This window comes from Mesorhizobium sp. 01N446, assembly GCF_056399285.1.
Window position 1 is genome coordinate 1,464,881 of sequence record NZ_JBFTRA010000001.1, and the last position, 16,972, is coordinate 1,481,852.

22 protein-coding genes are annotated in these 16,972 nt (G+C 63.2%); 17 read left to right on the forward strand and 5 right to left on the reverse strand.

What is annotated here, in order from left to right; all coding sequences use genetic code 11:
* Nucleotides 1-12: 12 nt before the first annotated feature.
* The 3 genes from AC1DPX_RS07040 to AC1DPX_RS07050 form a co-directional block, all read right to left on the reverse strand.
* On the reverse strand, nt 13-660 hold the full coding sequence (locus AC1DPX_RS07040; RefSeq protein ID WP_202357438.1) for a thiamine phosphate synthase: 648 nt from the start codon (nt 658-660) through the stop codon (nt 13-15).
* Nucleotides 661-761: 101 nt separating this feature from the next.
* Nucleotides 762-1,295 (reverse strand): PH domain-containing protein, encoded by a 534-nt coding sequence (locus tag AC1DPX_RS07045; RefSeq protein WP_477235443.1) that lies wholly within the window; start codon nt 1,293-1,295, stop codon nt 762-764.
* 181 nt (nt 1,296-1,476) lie between these two features.
* A complete protein-coding gene (locus AC1DPX_RS07050; protein ID WP_477235445.1) occupies nt 1,477-2,361 on the reverse strand; it encodes a DMT family transporter in 885 nt (294 codons plus the stop codon).
* A 132-nt stretch (nt 2,362-2,493) separates the two neighbouring features.
* On the opposite strand from AC1DPX_RS07050, the gene AC1DPX_RS07055 reads away from it, so the two are divergent.
* The 3 genes from AC1DPX_RS07055 (at nt 2,494) to AC1DPX_RS07065 (ending at nt 4,651) form a co-directional block, all read left to right on the forward strand.
* On the forward strand, nt 2,494-2,952 hold the full coding sequence (locus AC1DPX_RS07055; RefSeq protein WP_477235447.1) for an Lrp/AsnC family transcriptional regulator: 459 nt from the start codon (nt 2,494-2,496) through the stop codon (nt 2,950-2,952).
* Nucleotides 2,953-3,034: 82 nt separating this feature from the next.
* Nucleotides 3,035-3,763: a class I SAM-dependent methyltransferase gene (locus tag AC1DPX_RS07060; RefSeq protein ID WP_477235449.1), complete on the forward strand. Its 729-nt coding sequence runs from the start codon at nt 3,035-3,037 to the stop codon at nt 3,761-3,763.
* Nucleotides 3,764-3,880: 117 nt separating this feature from the next.
* Nucleotides 3,881-4,651, forward strand: coding sequence for a sulfite exporter TauE/SafE family protein (locus tag AC1DPX_RS07065; protein ID WP_477235451.1), 771 nt, complete (start codon nt 3,881-3,883; stop codon nt 4,649-4,651).
* 42 nt (nt 4,652-4,693) lie between these two features.
* Here AC1DPX_RS07065 and AC1DPX_RS07070 read toward each other — a convergent pair whose 3' ends face one another.
* The gene (locus AC1DPX_RS07070; protein ID WP_477235453.1) at nt 4,694-5,245 is read right to left on the reverse strand and encodes a DUF2269 family protein; all 552 of its coding nucleotides are present in this window, start codon (nt 5,243-5,245) and stop codon (nt 4,694-4,696) included.
* 39 nt (nt 5,246-5,284) lie between these two features.
* On the opposite strand from AC1DPX_RS07070, the gene AC1DPX_RS07075 reads away from it, so the two are divergent.
* From AC1DPX_RS07075 to AC1DPX_RS07115, 9 genes are all read left to right on the forward strand, one after another.
* Nucleotides 5,285-5,476 (forward strand): hypothetical protein, encoded by a 192-nt coding sequence (locus tag AC1DPX_RS07075; RefSeq protein WP_477235455.1) that lies wholly within the window; start codon nt 5,285-5,287, stop codon nt 5,474-5,476.
* Nucleotides 5,477-5,569: 93 nt separating this feature from the next.
* Nucleotides 5,570-5,950 carry a hypothetical protein gene (locus AC1DPX_RS07080; protein WP_477235457.1) on the forward strand — a complete coding sequence of 127 codons (381 nt, stop codon included), beginning with the start codon at nt 5,570-5,572 and terminating at the stop codon, nt 5,948-5,950.
* A gap of 383 nt (nt 5,951-6,333) precedes the next feature.
* Complete coding sequence (gene rcdA / locus AC1DPX_RS07085) at nt 6,334-6,867, forward strand: protease adaptor protein RcdA (RefSeq protein WP_096451211.1); 534 nt, start codon at nt 6,334-6,336, stop codon at nt 6,865-6,867.
* A gap of 227 nt (nt 6,868-7,094) precedes the next feature.
* Nucleotides 7,095-7,604 (forward strand): crossover junction endodeoxyribonuclease RuvC, encoded by a 510-nt coding sequence (gene ruvC, locus AC1DPX_RS07090; RefSeq protein WP_010912038.1) that lies wholly within the window; start codon nt 7,095-7,097, stop codon nt 7,602-7,604.
* A 56-nt stretch (nt 7,605-7,660) separates the two neighbouring features.
* Nucleotides 7,661-7,930 carry an AbrB/MazE/SpoVT family DNA-binding domain-containing protein gene (locus tag AC1DPX_RS07095; RefSeq protein WP_202357447.1) on the forward strand — a complete coding sequence of 90 codons (270 nt, stop codon included), beginning with the start codon at nt 7,661-7,663 and terminating at the stop codon, nt 7,928-7,930.
* The gene (locus tag AC1DPX_RS07100) at nt 7,908-8,327 is read left to right on the forward strand and encodes a type II toxin-antitoxin system VapC family toxin (protein ID WP_477235459.1); all 420 of its coding nucleotides are present in this window, start codon (nt 7,908-7,910) and stop codon (nt 8,325-8,327) included. Before AC1DPX_RS07095 ends, AC1DPX_RS07100 begins: the two co-directional genes overlap by 23 nt.
* A gap of 27 nt (nt 8,328-8,354) precedes the next feature.
* On the forward strand, nt 8,355-8,975 hold the full coding sequence (gene ruvA / locus AC1DPX_RS07105) for a Holliday junction branch migration protein RuvA (RefSeq protein WP_202357449.1): 621 nt from the start codon (nt 8,355-8,357) through the stop codon (nt 8,973-8,975).
* A 43-nt stretch (nt 8,976-9,018) separates the two neighbouring features.
* On the forward strand, nt 9,019-10,056 hold the full coding sequence (gene ruvB, locus AC1DPX_RS07110; protein WP_010912034.1) for a Holliday junction branch migration DNA helicase RuvB: 1,038 nt from the start codon (nt 9,019-9,021) through the stop codon (nt 10,054-10,056).
* Between the two features lie 158 nt (nt 10,057-10,214).
* Nucleotides 10,215-11,111: a metallophosphoesterase gene (locus tag AC1DPX_RS07115; RefSeq protein WP_477235461.1), complete on the forward strand. Its 897-nt coding sequence runs from the start codon at nt 10,215-10,217 to the stop codon at nt 11,109-11,111.
* 14 nt (nt 11,112-11,125) lie between these two features.
* Here AC1DPX_RS07115 and AC1DPX_RS07120 read toward each other — a convergent pair whose 3' ends face one another.
* The gene (locus AC1DPX_RS07120) at nt 11,126-12,376 is read right to left on the reverse strand and encodes a glycoside hydrolase family 5 protein (RefSeq protein WP_477235463.1); all 1,251 of its coding nucleotides are present in this window, start codon (nt 12,374-12,376) and stop codon (nt 11,126-11,128) included.
* A 57-nt stretch (nt 12,377-12,433) separates the two neighbouring features.
* Between AC1DPX_RS07120 and ybgC the strand changes: the two genes are divergently transcribed.
* From ybgC to tolB, 5 genes are all read left to right on the forward strand, one after another.
* Nucleotides 12,434-12,916, forward strand: coding sequence for a tol-pal system-associated acyl-CoA thioesterase (gene ybgC, locus AC1DPX_RS07125; protein WP_477235465.1), 483 nt, complete (start codon nt 12,434-12,436; stop codon nt 12,914-12,916).
* A 266-nt stretch (nt 12,917-13,182) separates the two neighbouring features.
* On the forward strand, nt 13,183-13,893 hold the full coding sequence (gene tolQ, locus AC1DPX_RS07130; RefSeq protein WP_019861737.1) for a protein TolQ: 711 nt from the start codon (nt 13,183-13,185) through the stop codon (nt 13,891-13,893).
* A 10-nt stretch (nt 13,894-13,903) separates the two neighbouring features.
* On the forward strand, nt 13,904-14,356 hold the full coding sequence (tolR, locus tag AC1DPX_RS07135) for a protein TolR (RefSeq protein WP_096451199.1): 453 nt from the start codon (nt 13,904-13,906) through the stop codon (nt 14,354-14,356).
* A 7-nt stretch (nt 14,357-14,363) separates the two neighbouring features.
* Complete coding sequence (locus AC1DPX_RS07140; RefSeq protein ID WP_202357453.1) at nt 14,364-15,521, forward strand: energy transducer TonB family protein; 1,158 nt, start codon at nt 14,364-14,366, stop codon at nt 15,519-15,521.
* A 38-nt stretch (nt 15,522-15,559) separates the two neighbouring features.
* On the forward strand, nt 15,560-16,864 hold the full coding sequence (gene tolB / locus AC1DPX_RS07145; RefSeq protein WP_477235467.1) for a Tol-Pal system beta propeller repeat protein TolB: 1,305 nt from the start codon (nt 15,560-15,562) through the stop codon (nt 16,862-16,864).
* Nucleotides 16,865-16,972 lie beyond the last annotated feature (108 nt).

Below are 16,972 nucleotides of genomic sequence, written 5' to 3' on the forward strand. Positions count from 1 at the left end.
ACCGGAGCCACATCAGTCCTCGAAGCGCGGCGCGGTTTCGTCGAGCAGCGCGTTGGCCCGGGCCACGGCGGTTTTCGGATCGACACCGTCGGCGAACACCGCGCTCGACAGCGCGACGAACTCGGCGCCGGTGGCGGCCACTTCCTCGACGGAAGCCAGATCGGATCCGGCCATGACGATGCAGGGGATCTGGATCATCTGCGCCCACCATTCGCCCAGCGCCAGGTTGCGCGGATGCGGCTCCGGTTTGTTGTCGTAACCGAAGCGGCCGAAGAAGATGTAGTCGGGCCGCGTCTCGCCAAGCTCGAGCGCGTCGTCGCGCTTCTTGGCGCCGCCGGCGCCGACCATCATCTTCGCCTGAAAATGTTCGATCGTTTCGGCGAGCTCGGCCTTGGACGCCTCGACGTGGATGCCGTCCGCCTGGACACGGCCCGCGATGCGGGTGTCGCCGGCGATGATCACAGCGACGCCGGCTGCCTGTGCCGTCGGCACGATCTGTTCGGCAAAGGCCTGGAAAGAGGCCTCGTCCATGCCGTTCTCGGGCAGGATCAGCGAGGCGACGTCGCCGCCCTCGAATGCGGTGGCGATGCGGGCGGCCGGCACGCCTTGCGGCGCGATCAGCACGATGCGGCAACGATTGGGAGGTGTGGCGTCGTTCATGGTTCTTCGATCCCGGGTTTCGCCTATGCCGGGCGAAGATGGTTGGATTGCGGCATAGAGCAAACTGCCGGGATTGAACAGACATCAGCTATCAGGCGGCATCAGGCGGAACGAAGGGCATTGCGGGCTTTCATGACGATGTCGAAGACTTTCGACGGGTCCTCGATGCCAAGGAACTGCGGGACGGGGTCGAGAGCCGGCGACCAGCTGGCAAAATTCTGATAGCGCGACTGAGGCCAGCCGCCCGGACTTCCGAAGAACGATGTCCCCACGCCGAAGCGCAAAGTGCCACGCTTTTCGCCCTCGCCGGTCACCTGGATGTCGGGAAGACGCTCCAGATCGATCGACGTGAAGTTGGCGAAAGGCGCGGTGCGCATGATGAGAATGCGTTTGTCCGTGACCGCATAGGAGATACGCCGTCTCAACCACGCGTCGACTGCAAACCTGCCAAAGACGAAGAAGAGACCAATGCAAATGAACATTACTCCCCATGCGTCGAAGAAAAGTGGTGCGCCTTGCCTTGCCGCGTTATAGGTCCAGAAAATCGCAAAGCCGCACCAGAGCAGGCTGAACGGAATGAGAAACATATCCCGGCTGGTGAAGAACAGGCCTTGCGTGGGAATACCGCTCCACATGATGTGTTCGCGGGGCAATAGCCGTCCCTGGAAAGATCCGCTCGCCACGCCTTTGCCCCGTTGCTTTGTGCCCGCACCCACATCGCATGGACTATGATCGCTGTGCAAATCAGCAACACGTTATCCGCCCACAACGTCATGCGGTCGAAAGTATCGCAGCATCTATCCAACCTTGAGCACTCTATGCCGGCACTTTCGACTTCCACAGCGACCAGCCAAGATTCATGCCGGCCGCAGCCGTCAGGATCAAAGCGGCGCCGACGACCTGGCTGAGATGCAGCCGATGGCCGAAAGCCACGACATCGACCAGTATGGCAACCACCGGATAGATGAAGGACAGCGATCCCTGCAGATGCGTCGGCAGCTTCTGGATGGCGCCGTACATCAATATGTACATCAGCCCGGTATGGACGATGCCCAGCGTCGCCAGCATGGCCCAGCTCCACGCGTCGGGGGGAAGATGCGAGAGATTGGCGAGGGGCGCCAGCATGACGACGCCGACGCAGACCTGGATGAGCGCGATCAGATGCGGCGGCGTGCCCTTGAGCTTCTTGGTGACGATGGCAGCGACCGCCCAGAAGAAGGCCGCGGCCAGCGCCATGAGGATGCCGGCAAAATAGTTGGTGCCGACATCGCCGGCATCAGGCGCGGCCTCGATGATCAAGACCATGCCGGCGAAGGCTATGGCCAGCCATGTCAGCTTGGTCAGCGTCAACCGCTCGGCGAAGAAGAGCGCGCCGAAGGCGACCAGCATGAAGGGCTGGGTGTTGTAGACGGCGGTGGCGATGGAGATCGACGCGCGGGAAAAGGCGCTGAACAGCAGAACCCAGTTGATGACAATGGCCGCACCGCCAAGCGCGGCCAGACCGATGACGCGCAAGGACAGCCTGTTGCGAAACAGGCCCAGGCAAGCACAGATGACGAGCAGCGTCACCGCGCCGAACGCGCAGCGCCAGAACACCACATCCATGATCGGCTGGCCGGACATGATGACGAACCAACCGATCGTCCCAAGGATCGCCATTGCGCCCGACATTTCGACTGTGCCGCGTACCGTATCGTTCATGATAGACCTCTGAGCCCGTTGAGGTGACATAATCTCATGTGAGGTGACCGCTTTCCATCATATGGAAAAGGCTGTATGAGGAGATGGCCTAATTATAATAGGCAATTGCGTGGAAATCGTGAGAAATCTGAAATGCTGGATGATCTCGACCGAAGCCTCCTCGAAATCCTGGTCAGGGATGCGCGGACCTCGCTGAAGGAGCTGGCTGCCCAGGTCGGACTGTCGTCGCCGAGCGTTTCGGAGCGGCTTCGGCGGCTCGAGGAGCGCGGCGTCATCCGGGCGTTCACCGTCGAGATCGACCCGCTGGCGCTAGGCTACACCTTGCAGGCGATCGTGCGCATCAAGCCTTTGCCGGGCAAGCTGCACATCGTCCAGAAGCTGATCGAGGAGATCGCCGAGTTCGGTGAATGCGACAAGGTGACGGGTGACGACTGTTTCGTCGCCCGGCTGTTCGTGCGCTCGATCGGCGACCTCGACGGCATTCTCGACCGCATCGCCGACAAGGCCGAGACCAGCACCGCCATCATCAAGGCGCAGCCGATACGGCGACGGCCGCCGCCGCTCGGGGCGCCATCTTCATCTTCGTCTTGAGGCCCCATGGCCGTGGTGGACAGGCGCGGCCAGCCCCCTAAATGTCAGTCCGCCAGGCGATGGGCCGGGAGACGAGGAAGACATGGCGCAGAATATCTATGACCAGCCGGATTTCTTCGCCGGCTACAGCCAGCTTGGCCGGTCGATCGAAGGCCTTGAAGGTGCCGCCGAGTGGCCGGCGCTGCGCGCCATGTTGCCTGACATCGGCGGCTTGCGGATCGTCGACCTCGGCTGCGGTTTCGGCTGGTTCTGCCGCTGGGCGCATGCGCATGGGGCGCGCCACGTCCTGGGGCTGGACCTGTCGGAGAAGATGCTGTCCCGGGCGAGGGCCGCCGGCCCGGACGCCGGTATCGCCTACGAGCGTGCCGACCTCGACCAGCTCAGCCTGCCCCAAGACAGCTTCGATCTCGCCTACAGTTCGCTTGCCTTGCACTATGTCGAGGACGTCGCGCGGCTGTTCAGGACGGTGCATAAAGCCCTGTCGCCCGGCGGACATTTCGTCTTCTCGACGGAACATCCGATCTACATGGCCCCGGCCAGGCCCGGCTGGGCGGTCGATGCCGAAGGCCACAGGACATGGCCTGTCGACCGCTATCTGGTGGAAGGCCCGCGCAAGACCGACTGGCTGGCCAAGGGCGTGGTGAAACACCACCGCACCATCGGCACCACGCTGAACGCGCTGATCCGGTCCGGTTTCACCATCGGGCATGTCGAGGAATTCTGTCCGACGAGCGCGCAGATCGCGGCCAGGCCGGAACTGGCGGAAGAGCTTGAGCGGCCGATGTTCCTGCTGGTCTCGGCCCGGCGGTAGGGCACGAGCCGGACATTGGCGGGCGTTCGGCAATCGGTCCGGATTTGCAGTCGCCCAAAGCACAATTCTGGGCTATTCAGGCGTTGACGCTTTCCCTCCAGACCAGTTCCCCTCCCCATGTCAGGCCTGCTTCTCGATCCGTGGTTCTACGCGGCCGCCATTCCGGCGGTCATTCTGGTCGGCCTGTCCAAGGGCGGGTTTGGCGGCGCTGTCGGTTTCGTCGGCGTGCCGCTGATGGCGCTGACCATTCCGCCGGTGCAGGCGGCTGCCATCCTCTTGCCGATCCTGTGCCTGATGGACATCGTCTCTGTCTGGACGTGGTGGGGCGTGTATGACCGCAAGATGCTGGTCGACATGATGCCGGGCGCCGTCATCGGCATCGGCCTCGGCTGGCTGACGGCCGCGCTGGTCACCGAAGAGGCGGTGCGGCTGATCGTCGGCGCTGTCGCGATCATCTTCGTGCTGCGCTGGCTTTATCTGCAGTTCCGTCATGGTTCCGATCATGCCGCCGAACCCAACCGCGTGGCCGCCGCTGTCTGGGGCACGGTCGCCGGCTTCACCAGCTTCGTCGCCCATGTCGGCGGCCCGCCCTTCCAGGTCTATGCCTTGCCGATCCGGCTCGATCCCAAGGTCCTGTCGGGCACCGCCGCGATCTTCTTTGCCGCGACCAATGCGTTGAAGCTCATCCCCTATTTCGCACTCGGCCAATTCGACACCGCCAATCTGACGGCATCCGCCGTGCTGATGCCGCTGGCACCGCTGTCGACCATCGCCGGCGCCTGGCTGGTGCGGCGCATGCGGCCCGAGATCTTTTATCCCTTCACCTATGCGACCGTGGCTGTCGTGGCCGTCAAACTGCTGTGGGACGGCCTCGCCGGCCTCATGTAAGCAGGCGAGGCGGCTGCTCAGCCGCTCTCGCCCTCAGGGGAATCAGGCGGCGCTTTCCACCAGCCGGCGGCTTCCGCCGATGGCCAGCGTGGCGCCTGCCGCCAGGACCAGCATCATGCCGGCGAGGATGCCGATGTCATGCGTGGTCGGCTTGAGCACCATGTCGGCGACGATCACCAGCATCACCGCGTAGTCGAAGCGCGCCGCGCTCATCATGCGCTGGCCGATGACAAGCACGGAAGGTGTCACACCGTCCTTGGCGATCATCGCGCCCATGCGCTCGCCGGTCGGCTTGAAGACGAACATGCCGATCGAGAAGGTCGTGGCGTAGCCGGCCAGGCCGATGATGATCCACAGGTCGGAGAAGCCGACCCAGAAGGCGCACATGATGAGGCCGAAGAGCAGGGTCAGCATCGACATCGGCGCGAAGAAACGCCCGCCCAGTTGCCCGCTGGCACGCATTGCCTGAAGCTTGTCCTCGATGTTGCCGGCGCGCTCGGCAAGCATGCCGAGCAGGAACAGCACGAAGCCGCCGCCGACCCACAAGGTGGCCGAGACGATGTGGAGGAATTTGACGATCGAATACCAGTCCATGGTTTTGCTCCGGTTCAATTGGGTTACGGTGGAGCGGATATGCGCCAGCCGTCAGAGAAGCGGGCGTTTAGCGCCGTGGCTGTTTCGGAACGATGCCGCGAAAAAGCCGGCTCTGTTTCGGCGCGGTCAAAATCGATGTCGCTTGCAACGACGGCGAACGTGCTGCCCGATTTTCTGCTATTGCTGCATGCGTCGGGAGGGGTTGGCGACGACATCGTGCGGAAACAGTAGCGATGCTAGTGCGCCAAGGCCCGGTGGCGACAGCAGTCGCCGGACGATCAACCCATTCCCGGGAAACGGGAAGAGGCAACCAGGGGGAACATTATGCAAGGGGTAGCACGGAATTTCTTCACCCTGGCCATCATCTACGCGCTGTGCGGCATGGCGCTCGGCATCCACATGGCGATCAGCGAAGACCACGGCCAGATGCCAACCCACGCCCATATCATGGTGGCCGGCTGGCTGATGTCGGCGGTCTTCGCCTTCTTCTACCATCTGTTTCCGGCCACCGGGCAAAAGTCAATCGCCGTCGTCCATTTCTGGCTGACGGCAATCAGCGGGATCGGGCTGATGATCGGCCTCTTCTTCCTGCTTGCGGGCAATCCGGCCATAGAGCCGGTGCTGGGGATTGCCTCGATCGGCTTCTATGCGGGAATGCTGCTGTTTGCCTTCATCGCTTTGCCGGTTGTTTGGAAAAAGGCCTGAACCGAAGGTCCGAGAGGGTTATTGGGGCTGTGCTGTTACGGCACAGGCATGCGGCGTTCGGTCAAAAAACATCGGTGCCGTTAAAGGTTCATTAAGCTTTACAGGCGTTTACTATGCGCATCCAGTGATCTGGATTCTTACCGAGTGGTTGGAGCCACTTTGTTTGACGCCTCCCTGTTAAACTCCTGAGAGCCGCCTTATCCGCGGCTCTTTTTTTGTCCGCATTCCGGGGACCCCAGGGCAGCGGCCCGCCGTTAACCTTCTGTTAAACATGTGCTTGCCTTCACCCCGTGCAAAGCGCATTTTCAAGCTTCAGTCATATAGGGTGCCGGGTGTATCGGCAGTGAACCGAATCGGCCGGTTGCAAGTGCAGGGGCGTATCAATGAACGAGCCTTCGAAGGGCAGTGCGAAAACCGTCAAACTGGCGGAGCGTCGGGTTTTTTCGCACTCCTTCAAACCGCTCTACCAGGAAGGCATGGGGCTGGTCGAACAGGCGGCCGAGTATCTTGACGGCAAGGGCCGCGCCGAGGCCAAGAAGCTGTCGCGGCTGGCGGCCACGCTCTACGCGGCCGAATCGATGCGGCTGACGACCAGGCTGATGCAGGTCGCCTCCTGGCTGCTTTTGCAGCGCGCGGCCAATTCCGGCGAGATGACCCGCGACCAGGTTGCTTCGGAAAAGTCCAAGGTGCGTCTCGACACCGCTTCCGCGCATGACGAAGCCGCCGGCTGGGCCGAACTGCCCGAGGATTTCCTCGACCTCGTCAACCGCTCGCTTCGCCTGCAGGCACTGGTGCGCCGCATGGACGACGAGATCTACGGCGCCGGCGCCGTGGTCGACATGCAGCCGATGGGCCGCCGACCCAATCCGGTTTCCGACCAGATCAGCCTGCTGAACACGGCTTTCGCCCGCAACTGATAGCCTGCTTGATAACTCTACTTTGACGGACACCCGAGGCGGTTTTTTGCGCTTCCGGTGCTCACATACTTTAGTACGCTCCGCTCGTCGCGGGGCGACCCCGAAAACCTCCCCATCTGTCTCGTCGGAGCGAGTTCTCAAACAGCCCATGGCTGTTTCGAGCGTGGTCGTTTCCGGTTTGTTCACATTTCGCTGGCATCGCTGTCGGCGGGAGGTAGAGTGACCGGATGGGGGACGCGATTCGCATCATTGGCATCGATCCGGGGCTCAGGCGCACCGGCTGGGGCATCGTCGAGAGCCTCGGCAATTCCTTGCGCTTCGTCGCGTCCGGCACCGTGCGCTCCGAGGACAAGGCAGCGCTGGCGACGCGGCTCTGCCAATTGCATGACGGGCTCGCCGAAGTCCTGCATGCGGCAATGCCGCATGAGGCGGCCGTCGAACAGACCTTTGTCAACAAGGATGCCGTGGCGACGCTGAAGCTCGGCCAGGCGCGCGGCATCGCCATGCTGGTGCCGGCGCGTGCCGGGCTCGTCGTCGCCGAATATGCGCCCAATGCGGTGAAGAAGGCGGTGATCGGCGTTGGCCATGGCGACAAGAAGCAGATCCATATGATGGTGAAAGTGCTGCTGCCCAAGGCGACCTTCGACACCGAACATGCCGCCGACGCGCTGGCGATCGCGATTTGCCACGCGCATCACCGCCAGAGCGCCGCCTACCGGATGGCGCTTGCCGGGTAACGATGTTCTTGACTTGTTCACGTCTTGGGGATAAGTAATACCTTAGAGGTATTACCATGCGCGTGACCACCAAGGGGCAAGTCACAATCCCCAAGCCGATAAGGGACCATCTGGGCATCGGTCCGGGCTCGGAGGTGGAATTCGTGGCGACAGACGGGGGCGTTCAGCTTGTTCCCGTCAACGAGAACCTCTCGCAGGAGGAGAAATTGCGCAGGTTCCACGATGTCCTCGACCGGATGGAGGGGACGTTGGATCTGGGGGGCATGACGGCCGATCAGTACATGGAGTGGTTGAGGGGGCCTCGTGAAGATCTCGACGTTGATTGACACAAATGTCCTGATCGACGTTTGGGGACCGGCGGGGCCGATGAAAGAATGGTCGGCATCGGCGATCGCTTCCTGCCGTCGCGATGGCGCATTGGTCGTCAATACGATCATCTGGTCGGAGCTGGCGCCGCTGATCGCGACAGAGGGGGCGCTTCGAAAAGCCGTCGACATGCTCGAGATGGATCGCGAACTTGTGCCTTGGGACGCGGCATTCCTGGCCGGCGTCACGCATTCCCGCTATCGCCGGGCCGGCGGCGTCAGGGAAAGGACCTTGCCCGATTTCTTTATCGGCGCTCATGCGACCGTTGCCGGGCATCGTCTTTTGACACGCGACGCCGCGCGGTATCGCAGTTACTTTCCCGATCTCGACATCATTTCTCCGGAAACCCACCCATGAGGGCCCATATTCCATGAAAAATCTGGCATGATCGGCAAGCTCAAAGGGACGCTGGACGAGATCGATGAGGATCATTGCCTCGTCGACATCCATGGCGTTGGCTATGTCGCCTACTGTTCGGCGCGCACGCTTGCCGCACTGCCTTCGCCCGGCGAAGCGGTGGTGCTGTTCATCGAGACCTATGTGCGCGAGGACATGATCCGGCTTTACGGCTTCCAGTCGCAGCTTGAGCGCGAGTGGTTTCGGTTGCTGATGAACAATGTGCCGGGTGTCGGCGCCAAGGTGGCGCTGGCCATCCTGTCGACGCTGGCGCCGGCCGACCTCGCCAATGCGATCGCGCTGCGCGACATCGCCATGGTCAGCCGAGCCCCCGGCGTCGGCAAAAAGGTGGCCGAGCGCATCGTTACCGAATTGAAGAACAAGGCGCCGGCCTATGCGGGTACCGCCTCCGGCACCATCGGCCTGAAGCAGGAGCTCGGCGAAGGCGTGGCTCCGGCGCCGATCACCGACGCGGTCTCGGCGCTGGTCAATCTCGGCTATTCGCGCGACACCGCCGCCAATGCGGTTGCCGCGGCGTTGAAGACGGCAGGCGAGGACGCGGACGCCTCGAAGCTGATCCGCTTCGGATTGAAGGAACTGGCGCGGTGAGGGCTCGCTTGTCGGTTTGCCTGCCATGTGCAAGGAAGACGGCATGAGCCTGTCGCCCCGCCTCATTGCTCCCGAAAAACGCGGCGAGGATGCCGATCAGACCTTGCGGCCGCAGACGCTTGCCGACTTCGTCGGCCAGGCGGCGGTGCGGGCCAACCTCAAGGTCTTCATCGAGGCCGCCAAGGGCCGCAACGAGGCGCTCGACCATGTGCTGTTCGTCGGGCCGCCGGGGCTGGGCAAGACGACGCTGGCGCAGATCATGGCGCGCGAACTCGGCGTCAATTTCCGCTCGACTTCCGGACCAGTCATCGCCAAGGCCGGCGATCTCGCCGCGCTGCTCACCAATCTCGAAGAAGGCGACGTGCTGTTCATCGACGAGATCCACCGGCTCAATCCGGCGGTGGAGGAAATCCTCTATCCGGCGATGGAGGATTTCCAGCTCGACCTGATCATCGGCGAGGGACCGGCGGCGCGCTCGGTCAAGATCGATCTCGCCCGCTTTACGCTGGTCGCCGCCACCACGCGGCTTGGCCTGCTCACCAATCCGCTGCGCGACCGGTTCGGCATTCCGGTGCGGCTCAATTTCTACACGGTCGAGGAGCTGGAGCAGATCGTCCGTCGCGGTGCGCGCATCCTGCAGATGCCGCTGGGCGACGATGGCGCGCTGGAGATTGCGCGGCGCGCCCGCGGCACACCGCGCATCGCCGGCCGGCTGTTGCGCCGCGTGCGCGATTTCGCATCGGTCGCAGGCGACGGCCATGTCGACCGTCTCATCGCCGACGAGGCGCTGACCCGGCTCGAAGTCGACGCGCTCGGCCTCGACGCGCTCGACCGCCGCTATCTGTCGATGATCGCCCGCAATTTCGGCGGCGGGCCGGTGGGCATCGAGACGATCGCGGCCGGCCTTTCCGAGCCGCGCGACGCCATCGAGGACATCATCGAGCCCTATCTCATCCAGCAGGGCTTCATCCAGCGCACGCCGCGCGGCCGCATGCTGACGGCCAATGCCTGGCGCCATCTCGGCCTCGACGCGCCAAAGGACCTGGCGCAGCAGCAGATCAACCTGTTCCAGGAAGAATAGCGGCGCAGCGTCGGACGCGGGTTCTCAGACCAGTGATCAAGGATATGTGACCCGTCCTGCGCAAAATCTGCGCGTCTTTGCCGATTTGCCGGCGTAATCCTGGATTTTATCGAATGCATGCGGGCAACCGCTGCGATCGAAGGGCTGGGAGCCAATCCATGATAACCAGACGCGGGTTGCTGCGCTTTGTCGGCGGGTCGTTCCTGACCGCCGCCGCGCTCGGCGCCTATGCGGTCGGCATCGAGCCGATGCTGTTGACGCATGTGAAGCGCTATGCGCTGACGCCGCCGCACTGGCCTGATGGCCTGAAGCTGCGCGTCGTCGCGCTCGCCGATATCCATGCCTGCCGGCCCTGGATGACGCAGGAGCACATTGCCTCGCTGTGCGAAGACGCGAATGCGTTGCAGCCGGACGTCATCGTGTTGCTGGGCGATTACATTGTCGGCATGCCCATGGTGACGGGGCCGGTGACGCCATCGCAATGGGCATCCGCCCTGTCGGGCCTCAAGGCGCCGCTCGGCGTCCTGTCGATCCTCGGCAATCACGATTGGTGGAGCGATGGCTTCGCGCAGCGCGCCGGAGCCGGCCCGATCATCGCGCGCAAGGCCCTGGAGAAGGTCGGCATCCCGGTGCTGGAGAACGATGTCGTGCGCCTGGAGAAAGATGGGCATGGCGTCTGGATCGCTGGCCTGGCCGATCAGCTGGCGCTGCTGCCGGCCAGGAGGGGCGATGACTGCAAGGGGCTCGACGATCTCGACGGCACGCTGGCCAAGGTAGGTGACACCGCGCCGATCATCCTGCTTGCCCATGAGCCTGACATTTTCCCGACCGTGCCGTGGCGGGTTTCGCTGACCCTGTCGGGCCACACCCATGGCGGGCAGGTGCGGCTGTTCGGCTATTCGCCTGTCGTGCCGTCGCGTTTTGGCAATCGCTACGCCTATGGCCATGTCGTCGAGAACGATCGCAATCTGATCGTCTCCGGCGGGCTCGGCTTCAGCATCATGCCGGTGCGTTTTGGCGTGCGGCCGGAGATCCTGCAGATCGACCTCGGCTGATCTGAGGGCAGTTCTCAGTGAAGCGAGCGGATCGCGTCCATCACATCCGGCTCGGCCTTGTCGCCATTGAAGGCGTCGACAATGCCGAAGGCGCCGCCATAGCTCCACACCGACCATGAGAAGCCATGCGCCTCGGCGTGCGCGATCATGTCCTTGACATAGGCGGCGCGGTACTGCGCCGGCATCACATAGGCATTGCCATATTCCTGGCGGATCATGCCGAACTCGCCCAGCGTGATGTTTTCCGGCTTGATGCCGTTGGCCTTCGCCCACGCCTCGACCTTTTTGAACGGCGCATCYATCAGCCCAAGCAGCTTGCCGGGGCTGTCCATGCTGGCGACCTGTTCGTCGAGATAGGCTAGCAGGCCGCTCTGCCGTGTCCATGGGGCCTCGGCCTTTATCCGGGCGCGGATGGTGTCCAGCGTCACGTCGAGCCGCGCCTTGGGCACGGCGTCGAGCGGATATGGCAGGCCGGTCACATAGGGGATGAAATCGCCGGCCCAGGTCGCGCCCTGGTGGGTGAGCAGGAAGGGATCATAGGAGTGGAAAGTCCAGACGACATTGTCGTCGGGGATCGCCTTGGGATCGATCTTCTCCAGGGACGAGGCGGCGGAATAACAGGCGCCGGTCAGCACCAGCGTCAGTTTCGTCGCCGAGGATCGAGCTGCCGCGAACAGCTGGCGCTGGCGGTCCGGCCACAGGCTGGTGCCGTCGCTGTCACAGTCGACGATCGGTTCGTTCATCAATTCGAACGCGACCTTTTCAGGATCCTCGCCGGCCAGGGTTCGGGCCATCTTTCGCACCATGTCGACATAGCGGTCGAAGGTCTGGGGATCGTCCATCACCTCAGCCATGCCGATTTTGCGGCTGCGGCCGGCCGGGATCAGGTGCATGTCAACAATCACCTTCAGGCCGGCACGGTTGATCAGGCGCACCGAGTCCAGCACGCTGGCATAGAGCTCGTCACGCAACGCCGTCGTCTGGTCGGACAGGAACGGTGAGGGATCGACCGGCATGCGCAGGAAGTCGAAGCCAGCCTCCTTCAGCGCCTTGAGGTCATCGTCTTTGAGGAATTTGCGCCATTCCGGATAGGGCAGGATGGCTTTGCGATCACCCCACTGATCCTCGCCGGGCCAGGTCACCCACTGGTCGAGATTGAGGCCGCGCTTCATCGTGAAAGTCGCCGCCTGGCCGGGCAGCGCCAAGGCCGCCAGCACGAACAGCGCCGCCATCAAACTCTTGATCATCGCCGTCAACAGTGCCATCCGATGCTTTGTCGTGCGAAGAACAGGTGCCTCGCCGCGACTGAAAAAGGAAGCGCAATGGGCGATCATGGTGAATCGGCAGCGCTGCTGGCGGGGCTTTCCGGCGCGCTGACGGCGTTCGGCCACCGGCTGATGGCGCGGGTCTATTATGCCGACACCGATTTCTCCGGCGTCGTCTACCACGCGCGCTATCTCGAATTCCTCGAGCGAGGCCGCTCCGACTATCTCAGGCTCACCGGCGTGCATCACACGGAACTCGCCGACGGCAAGCACGGCGAGAAGATCGTCTGGGTGGTGCGCCGCATGGAGATCGACTTCCGCAGCCCCGCCCGCATCGACGACATCCTGACCGTCGACACGCGCACCGACACCATTTCCGGCGCGCGCATCTTCATGGCGCAGCAGCTCAAGCGCGGCGACGAAGTGCTGGTCGAAGCCAAGGTCGAGGCGGCGATCATCGGCGAGAACGGCCGGCCGAGGCGGTTTCCCAAGGAATGGGTCGCGGCCTTCATGCCCAAGGCGCTGCCGACAGCCGATTAGGCGAATTACGCCGCAGGCGACTGTGCTTGTCCCCAATCGGGCGCGGCAATGCGCCGCGCCTTATTCACTAACCCATCCTTAACCATAACGGTTCATGAAGAGATTGGTGAAGATTGGCGTTATCCAACGCCTTCCTTTCACCAATATTTGCCCTGAAAAGGCCGCTAACGGCACGGTTTGGGGCGTCCGGTAGCTTCGTGCGAACCGACCACAAGGGATGCCAGGGCCAGCCGCCAGCTTCGCCCGGAAATCTTAAGGACGTAATGATGGAAAATATCGCACTCGCCGAACCGGGCGCGCAATTGTCGATTTGGGCGCTGTTCATGCAGGCCAGCTGGGTGGTCAAGCTGGTCATGATCGGGCTGCTCTGCGCCTCGGTGTGGACCTGGGCGATCATCATCGACAAGCTGGTCGCCTATGGCCGCATGCGGCTGGCGCTGAACCGCTTCGAGCAGGTCTTCTGGTCCGGGCAGTCGCTGGAAGAGCTCTACCGCACGCTCGCCGACCGCAAGACATCAGGGATGGGCGCCATTTTCGTCGCCGCCATGCGCGAGTGGAAGAAGAGTTTCGAGAAGGGCGCCAAGACGCCGCTCGGGCTGCAGACCCGCATCGACAAGGCGATGGACCTGGCGCTGACCCGCGAGATGGAGAAGCTGGAGGGCCGCCTCGGCTTTCTCGCCACCACGGGCTCGGCGGCTCCGTTCATCGGTCTGTTCGGCACGGTCATCGGCATCATGACCTCGTTCCAGGCCATTGCCGGCTCCAAGAACACCAGCCTCGCGGTGGTTGCGCCCGGTATCGCCGAGGCGCTGCTGGCGACCGCCATCGGCCTGCTCGCCGCCATCCCGGCGGTCATCGCCTACAACAAGCTGTCATCGGATGCGAGCAAGCTCGCGGTGCGCATGGAAGGGTTCTCCGACGAGTTCTCCGCCATACTCTCGCGCCAAATCGATGAAAAAGTCGCGCCGAAGGCCTGAGGAGTAGCTGATGGGTATGTCCGTAGGCATGGCGGGACGCGGCGGGCGCGGCCACAGGCGGCGCGGCCGTCACCATGCGCTGATGTCCGAAATCAACGTCACGCCAATGGTCGACGTCATGCTGGTGCTGCTGATTATCTTCATGGTCGCCGCACCGATGCTGACCGTCGGCGTGCCGATCGACCTGCCCGACACGCAGGCCAAGGCGATGAATGCCGACACGCAGCCGATCACCGTCTCGATCGATGCCACGGGCAAGATCTTTCTGCAGGAAACCGAGATCCCGATCGAAGAACTGGTGGCCAAGCTGCAGGCGATTTCGAAGACCGGCTACGAGGAGCGCATCTTTATCCGTGGCGACAAGTCCACCGACTATGGCACGGCGATGAAGGTGATGGCCCGCATTTCGGCCGCCGGCTACAAGAATATCGGCCTGGTTTCGCTGCAGGAACAGGATCAATAGACGCGAGATGAAGACCGGCCTCACCACATCGGTGATCTTGCACACGGCGGTACTGGCCTTCGGCCTGTTCACGCTGTCGGCGCCGGCCGCGCTGCCGTCCGCCGATGTCGAGTCGGTCGCGGTCGACATCGTGCCGATGGAAGCCATCGCGCAGACCTTGCAGGGCGACAAGAAGGCCGTGATGCATGAAAAGCCGGCGCCGCTGCCGACGCAGCGTCCCGACATCGTGCCGGCTTCGCAGAAGGTCGGTGAAAACAGCGTCGACACCGACAAGCCGATAACGCCGGAAGCCAAGCCGAAGCCCGTCGACATGACCTCGGCCCCGCCGCCCGCGCCGACCCCGAAAGAAAAGCCGAAGACCGAGGACGTGCCGAAGCCGCAGGAAAAGCCCAAGCCCATACCCGCGACGGAAGTGGCGCCCGCGCCGACGCCCAAGGAAGAGGTCAAGCCCGAGCCGGTCAAGCAAACGGAACCCAAGCCGACTCCGGCCAAGCCGGCGCCGACCCCGCCGCCGCAGGACAAGACCGCTGCTATCGATCCGACGCCCGAGGTCAAGCCGGATGCCGTCGCCGAGGCCATAGCCAAGGACCCGCCGACCGAAGAGACGCAATTGCCGAGCTCGGCGCCAGCACCTGAAGCGCGGCCGAAGCCGCAGCCGGCTCCGGCTGAAAGCGCCAAGGCGCCTGAACGCAAGGATGCCGACAAGCCGGTCAAGGAAGCTTCATCGAAGCCGAAGTCGGACGACAAGCAATTCAATGCGAACGAGATTTCCGCGCTGCTCGACAAGCAGAAGCCATCCGGCGGCGGCGCCAAGCGTTCGACGCAGCAGGCGTCGCTCGGTGGCGACAAGGATCAGGGCCAGAAGCTGTCGAAGTCGGAGCAGGGGGCGCTGGAAGATCAGCTAGGTCATTGCTGGACCCTTCCGGTCGGCCTCGAAGGGTCCGAGGATTTCACTGTGGTTATCCGCTTCAACCTGGACGCCTCGGGCAAGTTGACGGGCCGCCCGACTGTCGAAAAGTCCAGCGGCAACCCTCAATTCGACGCCAGCGCGGTTCGCGCCGTGCAGAAATGTGACGTTGCCGGATTGCAGGTTCCCGCGGGGAAGCAGGACATATGGTCTGACGTCCGCGTCAATTTCGATCCAAGAGCGATGCTTGGCCTTTAGCCTGAGCACCCAAAAATCAGCAAGAGAAGCGAGAAGACATGAAATCCATCCTCAAGCCGCTCCTGATGGTCGCCGCGATGGCGATGGGCATAATTTCGGTCGCCACCTTGCCTGCTCGGGCAACCCTTGAGCTCAACGTCAACAAAGGCAATGTCGAGCCGATGCCGATCGCCATCCCCGACTTTCAAGGCGAGCTCGGAGCGCAGATATCGGCAATCGTCACAGCCGATCTGAAACGGTCAGGACTGTTCGCGCCGATCGACAAGGCAGCCTTTGTCGAAAAGATCACGAATCCGGACGCGCCCCCCCGCTATGAAGACTGGAAGGTCATCAACGCGCAGGCACTGGTGACCGGAAGCGTCAGCAAGGAAGCGGATGGCCGCATCCGCGCCCAGTACCGGCTGTGGGATATTTTTGGCAACACGCAGTTGGCTGGCGAGCAGTTTTTCGCAAACGACGCCAATCAACGCCGCGTCGCCCACATAATCGCAGATGCGATCTATGAGAAGATCACCGGCGAGAAGGGCTATTTCGACACGCGGGTGGTGTTCATCGACGAGTCCGGCGCCAAGAACGCGCGCAAGAAGCGCCTCGCCATCATGGACCAGGACGGCGCCAATGTCCGCTATCTCTCGGACGGGCGCTCGATCGTGCTGACGCCGCGTTTCTCGCCGAACCGGCAGGAAATCACCTACATGTCCTATGAGAGTGGCCAGCCGCGCGTCTATCTCCTGCAGATCGAGACCGGGCAGCGCGAACTGGTCGGCAATTTCCCCGGCATGACCTTTGCGCCGCGCTTCTCGCCTGACGGCCAGAAGGTGATCATGAGCCTGCTGCGCGACGACGGCAATTCCAACATCTTCGCCATGGACCTGCGCAGCCGCTCGACGACGCGGCTGACCAATTCGACCGCCATCGACACCTCGCCCTCCTATTCGCCCGACGGCAGCAAGGTGGTGTTCACCTCCGACCGTGGCGGCCGCGCGCAGATTTATGTGATGGGTGCCGACGGCTCGGGCCAGACCCGCATCTCCTTCGGCGACGGCGTCTATTCGACGCCGGTGTGGTCGCCGCGCGGCGACCTCATCGCCTTCACCAAGCAGACCGGCGGCGAGTTCCAGATCGGCGTCATGAAGACCGACGGTTCGGGCGAGCGCATCCTGTCGTCCGGTTTCCAGCAGGAAGGACCGACCTGGGCGCCGAACGGCCGCGTCTTGATGTTCTTCCGCGACTCCAGTGGCGGCCCGAAACTGGTTTCGGTCGACCTCACCGGCCGCAACGAGCAGCCGATCCCGACCGCGAACTTCGCGTCCGATCCGGCCTGGTCGCCGCTGCTGGAATAGGGTTCGGCCGAATTGCCACACATGCTGAAAAGGGGACGTTTCGGCCCCTTTTCCATGCATTGGTCGCGTTTTGGCCGCATTTCCGCCTAGGGTCCGCACGCAATGTCG

Bases quoted from the DNA above. Each gene is read 5' to 3' on its own strand.
- AC1DPX_RS07140 (WP_202357453.1), top strand. From the start codon at position 14,364: ATGAAGACCGGCCTCACCACATCGGTGATCTTGCACACGGCGGTACTG.
- AC1DPX_RS07055 (WP_477235447.1), top strand. From the start codon at position 2,494: ATGCTGGATGATCTCGACCGAAGCCTCCTCGAAATCCTGGTCAGGGAT.
- AC1DPX_RS07070 (WP_477235453.1), bottom strand. From the start codon at position 5,245: ATGGACTGGTATTCGATCGTCAAATTCCTCCACATCGTCTCGGCCACC.
- tolB (WP_477235467.1), top strand. From the start codon at position 15,560: ATGAAATCCATCCTCAAGCCGCTCCTGATGGTCGCCGCGATGGCGATG.
- AC1DPX_RS07050 (WP_477235445.1), bottom strand. From the start codon at position 2,361: ATGAACGATACGGTACGCGGCACAGTCGAAATGTCGGGCGCAATGGCG.
- AC1DPX_RS07045 (WP_477235443.1), bottom strand. From the start codon at position 1,295: ATGTGGAGCGGTATTCCCACGCAAGGCCTGTTCTTCACCAGCCGGGAT.
- tolQ (WP_019861737.1), top strand. From the start codon at position 13,183: ATGGAAAATATCGCACTCGCCGAACCGGGCGCGCAATTGTCGATTTGG.
- tolR (WP_096451199.1), top strand. From the start codon at position 13,904: ATGGGTATGTCCGTAGGCATGGCGGGACGCGGCGGGCGCGGCCACAGG.
- AC1DPX_RS07075 (WP_477235455.1), top strand. From the start codon at position 5,285: ATGCGCCAGCCGTCAGAGAAGCGGGCGTTTAGCGCCGTGGCTGTTTCG.
- AC1DPX_RS07095 (WP_202357447.1), top strand. From the start codon at position 7,661: ATGCGCGTGACCACCAAGGGGCAAGTCACAATCCCCAAGCCGATAAGG.
- ruvA (WP_202357449.1), top strand. From the start codon at position 8,355: ATGATCGGCAAGCTCAAAGGGACGCTGGACGAGATCGATGAGGATCAT.
- AC1DPX_RS07040 (WP_202357438.1), bottom strand. From the start codon at position 660: ATGAACGACGCCACACCTCCCAATCGTTGCCGCATCGTGCTGATCGCG.
- AC1DPX_RS07065 (WP_477235451.1), top strand. From the start codon at position 3,881: ATGTCAGGCCTGCTTCTCGATCCGTGGTTCTACGCGGCCGCCATTCCG.
- AC1DPX_RS07060 (WP_477235449.1), top strand. From the start codon at position 3,035: ATGGCGCAGAATATCTATGACCAGCCGGATTTCTTCGCCGGCTACAGC.
- AC1DPX_RS07115 (WP_477235461.1), top strand. From the start codon at position 10,215: ATGATAACCAGACGCGGGTTGCTGCGCTTTGTCGGCGGGTCGTTCCTG.
- ruvC (WP_010912038.1), top strand. From the start codon at position 7,095: ATGGGGGACGCGATTCGCATCATTGGCATCGATCCGGGGCTCAGGCGC.
- AC1DPX_RS07080 (WP_477235457.1), top strand. From the start codon at position 5,570: ATGCAAGGGGTAGCACGGAATTTCTTCACCCTGGCCATCATCTACGCG.
- rcdA (WP_096451211.1), top strand. From the start codon at position 6,334: ATGAACGAGCCTTCGAAGGGCAGTGCGAAAACCGTCAAACTGGCGGAG.
- ybgC (WP_477235465.1), top strand. From the start codon at position 12,434: ATGGGCGATCATGGTGAATCGGCAGCGCTGCTGGCGGGGCTTTCCGGC.
- ruvB (WP_010912034.1), top strand. From the start codon at position 9,019: ATGAGCCTGTCGCCCCGCCTCATTGCTCCCGAAAAACGCGGCGAGGAT.